Genomic DNA, 7,257 nt, shown 5'->3' with positions numbered 1-7,257 from the left:
CATGCTCCCCAACTGGCCTTTCCAGCAAGGGAGATGACTCGCTCCCCCCTCTCGGCGACACCTCGGACCGACGGTATGGAGACCGGCACGTGCCCCAAGGAAGCAGGCAAGAAAGAGGGCTCCGCACCACCGGGCTGGTGACCCTGGTCGTCGCGCTGCTCCTGCTGTTGTCCGTGCTGTCGGTGGCGCTGGGCGCGCTGAATGTCCCGCTCGACCAGGTCGTCCGCTCGGTCCTCGGCCATCCGCCGAGCCGGCTCGTGGACAACGTCATCTGGTCGGTACGCGTGCCTCGTACGCTGCTCGGCCTGACCACGGGGGCCGCGCTCGGCATGTCGGGTGCGCTGATGCAGGCCCTGACCCGCAATCCGCTGGCCGACCCAGGCATCCTCGGGGTCAGCGCGGGCGCGTCGTTCGCCATCGTCGTGGCCGTCGCGGTGTTCGGCGTGGGCTCGCTGTACGGCTATGTGTGGTTCGCGTTCGCGGGGGCGTTCGCCGCGAGCGTGCTGGTGTTCTTCCTGGGGCGGCTGGGCCGGTCCGGGGCGACCCCGGTGAAGCTGGCGCTGGCCGGGGTGGCCGTCACGTCACTGCTGTCGTCGCTGACCAGCGCCGTGGTGCTCACCGACCAGGACGCGCTGGACCGCTACCGCTTCTGGTCGGCGGGGTCGCTGGCCGACAAGGACTCCGGCGAGCTGCTGCGCATCCTGCCCTTCCTCGCGGCCGGTGCCGTCCTCGCCCTGGCCTGCGCGCCCGCGCTCAACAGCATGGCGCTGGGCGACGACGTGGCGGCCTCCCTCGGCCGGCGGCTCGGCCTGGTCCGGCTCCAGGGGGTCGCGGCAGTGGTGCTGCTGACCGGCGCGTCGGTGGCGGTCATCGGCCCGGTGGTCTTCCTCGGCCTCGTCGTCCCGCACATCGCCCGGCTCCTCGCCCAGTTCGCCGGGATCGGCCCGGACCACCGCTGGCTGCTGCCGCTGTCCGCCGCGATCGCGCCCGCGCTGCTGCTCGCCGCCGACATCCTGGGCCGGACGGTGGCCCGCCCCACCGAGATTCAGGCCGGTGTGCTGGTCGCCTTCCTCGGCGGCCCGTTCTTCATCGCCCTGGTCCGGCGCCGCAAGCTCGCGGAGGTGTGAGCATGTCCGTCCCCACGAAGATCACGGCGCCTCCCGTCCTGCGCGACCGGCCCTTCCGGCTCGGCGTCCCCCCGGTCTCCGGGATGCTGCGCCCCCGGCTGCTGCTGACCGGGGCCGCCGTCGCCGTCGGCGCGTTCCTGCTGTTCTGCTGGGGCCTGGCCCTCGGCGACTATCCGGTGAGCCTCCCCGACGTGGTCCGGGCGCTCGTCGGCGCGGGCGACCCCGGCACGGTCACCGTCGTCCAGGACCTCCGGCTGCCGCGCGCCCTGACCGGACTACTGGTCGGGGTGACCTTCGGGGTGTCCGGGGCCGTGTTCCAGACGATGACCCGCAACCCGCTGGCCAGCCCCGACATGATCGGGCTCACCGAGGGCGCGGGCACGGCGGTGGTGGCAGCCGTCGTCCTCGGATGGACGGGCGGCCTCGGCCTGTCGACGCTGGGCCTCCTGGGCGCGCTGGCGACCGCGCTGCTGGTGTACGCGCTGGCGTGGAAGGGCGGGACCACCGGGTACCGGATCATCCTCGTCGGTATCGGCGTCTCCTGGATCTGCACCAGCGCCACCGACTTCCTGGTGGCGCGGGGCGACCGGTTCCAGGCGCAGGAGGCCGTGGGCTGGCTGGTCGGCAACCTCAACGGGCGCACCTGGGAGCAGGTGGACACCCTCGCCCTGGCCACGGTCGTCCTGCTGCCACCCGCGCTGGGGCTGGGCCGCATGATGCGCACACTCCAGCTCGGCGACGACGTGGCGGCCGGGCTCGGCACGCCCGTCCAGCCGGTCCGGCTGGCGCTGTTGCTGACCGGGGTGGGCCTGGTCGCCTTCGGTACGGCTGCGGCGGGGCCGGTGGCGTTCGTCGCGCTGGCCTGTCCGCAGATCGCCCAGCGGGTGGCGGGCACCTCGTCGCCGCCCCCTCTTGTCTCCGGTCTCACCGGCGCGTTCACCGTGCTCGGCGCCGACCTCCTCGCCCGCGAGGCGGTCCCCGGAACGGAACTGCCGGTCGGGATCGTCACCGGCGCCCTCGGCGCGCCGGTCCTGCTGTGGCTGCTCATCCGCGCCAACCGCGCGGGCTCTGGAGGCTGATGCACATGTCGACCACCGAACCGCGCATCGCGCGTGCGACCAAGTCACCGACTTCAGGACCGGAGTTGGGTGCCCGCGGACTGCGGCTCGCCTACGACGGGCGGACGGTCGTGGAGAACCTGGACCTCACCGTGCCGACCGGCCGCATCACGGCCATCGTCGGCGCCAACGCCTGTGGGAAGTCGACCCTGTTGCGGGCGCTCGCCCGGCTGCTGGCACCACGCCAGGGCGTGGTGGAGCTGGACGGGGTGGCCCTGCGCGAGGTGCCGACGCGGGAGCTGGCCCGCAAGCTGGGCATCCTGCCGCAGACCCCGGTGGCGCCGGAGGGGCTGACCGTGTCCGACCTGGTGGGCCGGGGGCGTTCACCGCACCAGACCTGGTGGCGGCAGTGGTCGGCGGCGGACGAGGAGGCGGTGCGCGGGGCGCTCACCGCGACCGGGCTCACCGATCTCGCGGACCGGCCGGTGGACGAGCTGTCCGGCGGCCAGCGGCAGCGGGCCTGGATCGCCATGGCCGTCGCCCAGGGCACCCCGGTGCTGCTGCTGGACGAGCCGACGACCTATCTCGACCTGGCCCACCAGATCGACGTACTGGACCTGATCACCGACCTCAACCGGCGCGAGGGCCGGACCGTGGTGATGGTGCTGCACGACCTCAACCAGGCGTGCCGGTACGCCGATCACGTCATCGCCATGAAGGGCGGCCGTATCGTCGCCGAGGGCGCGCCCGCCGAGGTGGTGACCGAGGTGACCGTGGCGGACGTGTTCGGGCTGCGCTGCCGGATCGCTCCGGACCCGGTCAGCGGCACCCCGCTGGTCATCCCGCTGGGCCGTCACCACGACGACGGCGCCGGCCTGGCGGAAGCCGTACCGGCGGCGGCCGTCGACTGACCGGCCGCCGCCGCGCGCGGCTCAGGGACGCGAGGTGAGGTAACCGCCCATGGTGCGGAAGTAGTCGGCGGCCGCGTACTCGGTGCCGTCGTCCGTGCGCACCCGCTTCACCAGCAGCCCCCGGCAGCGCCCGGTGTGCGCGTCGGCGCCCGCCACGACGACCACCCCGTCACCCTCGCGGATGAAGATCCGCCCCGGCGTGCCGCCGTAACGGCCCTCGGAGACGGCAGCGGAGACGATCCGCAGCCGCTGCCCGCGGTGGTAGGCGTACGCGTTCGGGTACGGGTCCGACTGGGCCCGTACGAGGCGTTCCAGGCGCTCGGCGGGCCAGCCCCAGTCGATGCGGCTGTCCTCGGCGGAGCGCTTGTGGAAGAAGCTGGCGCGGGAGCGGTCCTGCGGTATCCACTGGCCGGCGTCACGGCCGGAGGCGATGAGGTCCAGCGACTCACGGACGAGGGGCGCGATGAGGTCGACGGTGCGGTGGAACAGGTCGGTCGCGGTGTCGGTGGGCCCGACCGGCACCGAGCGCTGCACCAGGACGTCCCCGGCGTCGAGTTCGCCGTTCATGCGGTGCGCGGTCACACCGACGCGCTCCTCCCCGTTGAGCAGCGCCCAGATGATCGGGGAGAAACCGGCGTAGGAAGGCAGCAGCGAGTCGTGGATGTTGAGGGTGCCGTGCTCCGGCAGGTCGAACAGCTCCGGGGGCAGCCAGGTGCGCCAGTTGTTGGCGACGATGATGTCCGGGCGCGACTCCTTTACGGCGGCGAGGAGTTCGGCGTCGTCGGGGCGGTTGCGCAGCAGTACGGGGACGCCGTGCTTCTCGGCGAGTTCGGCGACGTTGTCGTCCCAGATCTTCTCGTAGGCGTGTTCGCTCCTGGGGTGGGTGAGGACGAGGACGACCTCGTGCTCGGAGTCGAGCAGCGCCTGAAGCGTGCGGTGACCCCAGGTCTGGTAGCCGAGCATGACGACCCGCATACAGCCCTTCCCTTCACAGACTCCATTGCTAGGTAAGCCTTACCTTATCTAGCATGGGCCTGCCTGAGGGAGGCGATGCCAAGGTGAAGTCACCGCGCATGGGTTCCGACGTCGTCCACGACGTTCTCGGTATCGGTTTCGGACCGTCAAATCTCGCTCTGTCCATAGCGGTTGAGGAACACAACGCGGGCCTTTCGGCAGGCCACCGTCTCAACGCCCTGTTCCTGGAACGCCAGTCGGGCTTCGGCTGGCACCGGGGCATGCTGATCGACGACGCCACGATGCAGGTGTCCTTCCTGAAGGACCTCGTCACGCTGCGCAACCCGACCAGCGACTACAGCTTCCTGTGCTTCCTGCGCGAACGGGGCAGGCTGATCGACTTCCTGAACCAGAAGACGCTGTTCCCGCTGCGTATGGAGTTCCACGAGTACTTCGAGTGGGCGGCCGAGCGGGTGTCCCACCTGGTCGCGTACGGCAGCGAGGCGATCGCCGTGGACCCGGTGCGCGACGACGACGGCCGGGTGGCGTACTTCGACGTCACCTCCCGCGACACCGCCCGCCCCGGGGAGACGGTGACCCACCGGGCCCGCAACATCAGCCTGGCGATGGGACTGGAGCCGCATGTGCCACCCGGTCTGGAACTGGGCGAACACGTCTGGCACAACAGCCAGTTGATCCCACGCTCGGTCCAACTGGCCGACTCGGACACCCCGGTACGGCGCGTGGTCGTGCTCGGTGCCGGGCAGAGCGGGGCCGAGGCGGTGGACTACCTGCACCGTACCTTCCCGGAGGCGGAGGTGTGCTCCGTCTTCGCCAAGTACGGCTACACCCCGGCCGACGACAGCCCGTTCGCCAACCGCATCTTCGACCCGGAGGCGGTCGACGTCTACTTCTCGGCGCCCTCGGAGGTGAAGCAGTCCCTGTTCGACTACCACCGCTCGACCAACTACTCCGTGGTCGACATGGAGTTGATCGAGTCTCTGTACGCCACCGCGTACCGGGAGAAGGTGTCCGGGCGGGAGCGGCTGCGCTTCCTCAACGTCTCCCGAGTCCGCTCGGTCGACACGGGCGCGGACGGCGCGCTGGACGTCACCGTCGAGTTCCTCCCCACCGGGGAGCGCCAGGTGCTCCCCACCGACGTGCTGGTCCTCGCCACCGGCTATCGCCCCCGCGATCTGACCCCGCTGCTCGGCGAGGCGGCCAAGCTGTGCCTGCGGGACGAGGAGGACGAGATCCGGGTGGGTCGCGATCACCGGGTCGAGACGGCGCCGGAGGTCACCGCGGGCATCTACCTCCAGGGCGGCACCGAGCACACCCATGGCCTGACCAGCACCTTGCTGTCGACGGTCGCGGTCCGCGCGGCGGAGATCCACCGCTCGGTGCTGGCGGGCCGGGTCCCCGCCTGACCCACCGGAAGGACTCCCCGGAGCTCTGGCGGACGGTCCCGCCGGGGCTCCGGGGCCTTGCCTCAGAGGGCCGGCGGGCCGCCGAAGACATCCGCGGGACATCAGCGGAAGTCCTCGTCCGTGCACGCACGGCCCGTGCACGCACGGCCCGTGCACGCACGGCCCGCGCTCGTGCGGCCCGCGCTCAGTACGGTCCATGCGTCCAGCGGCCGTCCGTCAGCGTGGCGTGCACGGGCATCGTGCGCAGCGTGCCCGCGTCCGCCTCCAGCGGGTCCACGTCCACGACCACCAGGTCGGCGGGGTCCCCGACCCTGATGGAGCGGCGCCCCCGGGCGGCCGCGACCAGCGCGTCCGGCACGGTGAGGCGCTGTTCGGGATGCCAGGCGGGACGGGCGTCGTCGGTGCGGGTGACAGCCGAGGCGATGGCCAGCCAGGGATCGAGCGGGGAGACGGGGGCGTCCGAACCGAACTCCAGCCGGGCCCCGGCGGCGAGGAGGCCGGCGTAGGCGAAGGCGCGGCCGGTGCGCCCGGCCCAGTGATGGTCGGCCACATCGCGGTCGTCGGTGGCGTGCCGGGGCTGTACACCGACCGTGACGCCCAACTCGGCGAAGCGGGGCAGGTCTTCGGGGTTCAGCAGCTGGGCGTGCTCGATCCGGCCCCGGCAGCGGACGGCGGCGAAGGCGTCCAGGGCCACGGTGTTGGCCCGGTCCCCGATGGCGTGCACGGCGGGCTCGATTCCGTGGGCGGCGGCCCGTCGCATCAGCCGTATCAGCTCGTCGGGCGCGGTCTCCTCGATGCCGTGGGCGCCGTCCGTGCCCTCAAGACCCGGATAGGGGTCGTGACACAGGGCAGTACGCGTGTTGAGCGAGCCGTCGGTGAACAGCTTGAGCGGGCCGACGCGTACCAGTCCCCCGCTCGCACCGATCTCGCTCCCGGTGCGCAGCCCTCGGGCCAGGGCCGCGTCCAGCCGGCTCGGGTAGACGGCGGCCGCGACGCGCACGGCGGGCGGACTGTCGGCGGAGCGGCGCTCCCAGTCGGTGACCGTGTCGCCGTACTGGAAGTCGATGACGCCGGTGACGCCGCGCGCGGCGGCGGCCCGGCAGGCGTCGGCGATCCAGCGGTCCACCGTCGCGGCCGGGGCGGCGGGCAGCGCGGACAGCGCCTCGTGGGCCTCGTGCTCCCGGATCAGTCCGGTGGGGTGGCCCGGCCGGCCGGCGAGGGCGAGGCCGGCGGAGTTCAGCCAGACGGCGTGCAGGTCGGCGCTGACGAGGGCCACCGGCCGGTCGGGCAGCACCGCGTCGAGGAGGCTCTTGTGCGGGGCGTCGGGCCAGAGTCCGTCGCGGAATCCGTAACCGTAGAGCACCGTACGGTCGTTGACTCCGCCGCGCGCCCGTACGAGGTCGGCGACGGCCTGCGCGGAGCCGGTCCCGGCCAGGTCGAGCCGGTGCCGGGCGGCGGCCCACTCCGCGAGATGGACGTGGGCGTCCCACAGGCCGGGCAGGAGCACGCGGCCCTCCAGACCGAGCACCCGGTCGCCGTCCCCGAGGGGAGTGGTGCGCGCGTCCATGTGGATGTGCGTCACCCGGCCCTCGGCGACCCGCACCCGGGCGAGCGGTCCGCCCGCACCGAGCCGTACCTGATGGAGCGTCAAAGCCGCTCGCAGGGACGCCCATTGGCCCGCCGACTCTCGCTCGACGCTCACGAAGTCCGTCATCAAGCCTCCATCCACACCGACGATCACCCAGTACGAACTAAAGTTAGCCTTACCTTATCTCTCCGT

6 protein-coding genes are annotated in these 7,257 nt (G+C 72.3%); 4 read left to right on the top strand and 2 right to left on the bottom strand.

Features of this window, described 5'->3' with window-relative positions; genetic code table 11:
- Positions 1 to 137 precede the first annotated feature (137 nt).
- Genes ACIGA3_RS15640 through ACIGA3_RS15630 form a run of 3 tightly spaced genes read left to right on the top strand, consistent with a single transcriptional unit; the run spans position 138 to position 3,096 of the window.
- A complete protein-coding gene (locus ACIGA3_RS15640; protein ID WP_399715159.1) occupies positions 138 to 1,127 on the top strand; it encodes a FecCD family ABC transporter permease in 990 nt (329 codons plus the stop codon).
- A 2-nt stretch (positions 1,128 to 1,129) separates the two neighbouring features.
- Entirely contained in the window at positions 1,130 to 2,206 is a 1,077-nt protein-coding gene (locus tag ACIGA3_RS15635) for a FecCD family ABC transporter permease (protein WP_399715156.1), read from the top strand.
- A 5-nt stretch (positions 2,207 to 2,211) separates the two neighbouring features.
- Positions 2,212 to 3,096, top strand: coding sequence for an ABC transporter ATP-binding protein (locus ACIGA3_RS15630; RefSeq protein ID WP_399715154.1), 885 nt, complete (start codon positions 2,212 to 2,214; stop codon positions 3,094 to 3,096).
- A 21-nt stretch (positions 3,097 to 3,117) separates the two neighbouring features.
- On the opposite strand, the gene ACIGA3_RS15625 is transcribed toward ACIGA3_RS15630, so the two are convergent.
- Complete coding sequence (locus tag ACIGA3_RS15625) at positions 3,118 to 4,071, bottom strand: methionyl-tRNA formyltransferase (protein ID WP_399715151.1); 954 nt, start codon at positions 4,069 to 4,071, stop codon at positions 3,118 to 3,120.
- A gap of 98 nt (positions 4,072 to 4,169) precedes the next feature.
- Here ACIGA3_RS15625 and ACIGA3_RS15620 point away from each other — a divergent pair, with 98 nt between their 5' ends.
- Entirely contained in the window at positions 4,170 to 5,477 is a 1,308-nt protein-coding gene (locus tag ACIGA3_RS15620; protein ID WP_399715149.1) for a lysine N(6)-hydroxylase/L-ornithine N(5)-oxygenase family protein, read from the top strand.
- Positions 5,478 to 5,661: 184 nt separating this feature from the next.
- Here the strand turns inward: ACIGA3_RS15620 and ACIGA3_RS15615 are convergent, their stop codons facing one another.
- Positions 5,662 to 7,191 carry an amidohydrolase family protein gene (locus ACIGA3_RS15615; protein ID WP_399715146.1) on the bottom strand — a complete coding sequence of 510 codons (1,530 nt, stop codon included), beginning with the start codon at positions 7,189 to 7,191 and terminating at the stop codon, positions 5,662 to 5,664.
- Positions 7,192 to 7,257 lie beyond the last annotated feature (66 nt).

This window comes from Streptomyces sp. NPDC085596, assembly GCF_044541565.1.
In the GTDB taxonomy this organism is placed as follows: Bacteria; Actinomycetota; Actinomycetes; order Streptomycetales; family Streptomycetaceae; genus Streptomyces.
This window is presented reverse-complemented; position numbering and strand designations above follow the sequence as displayed.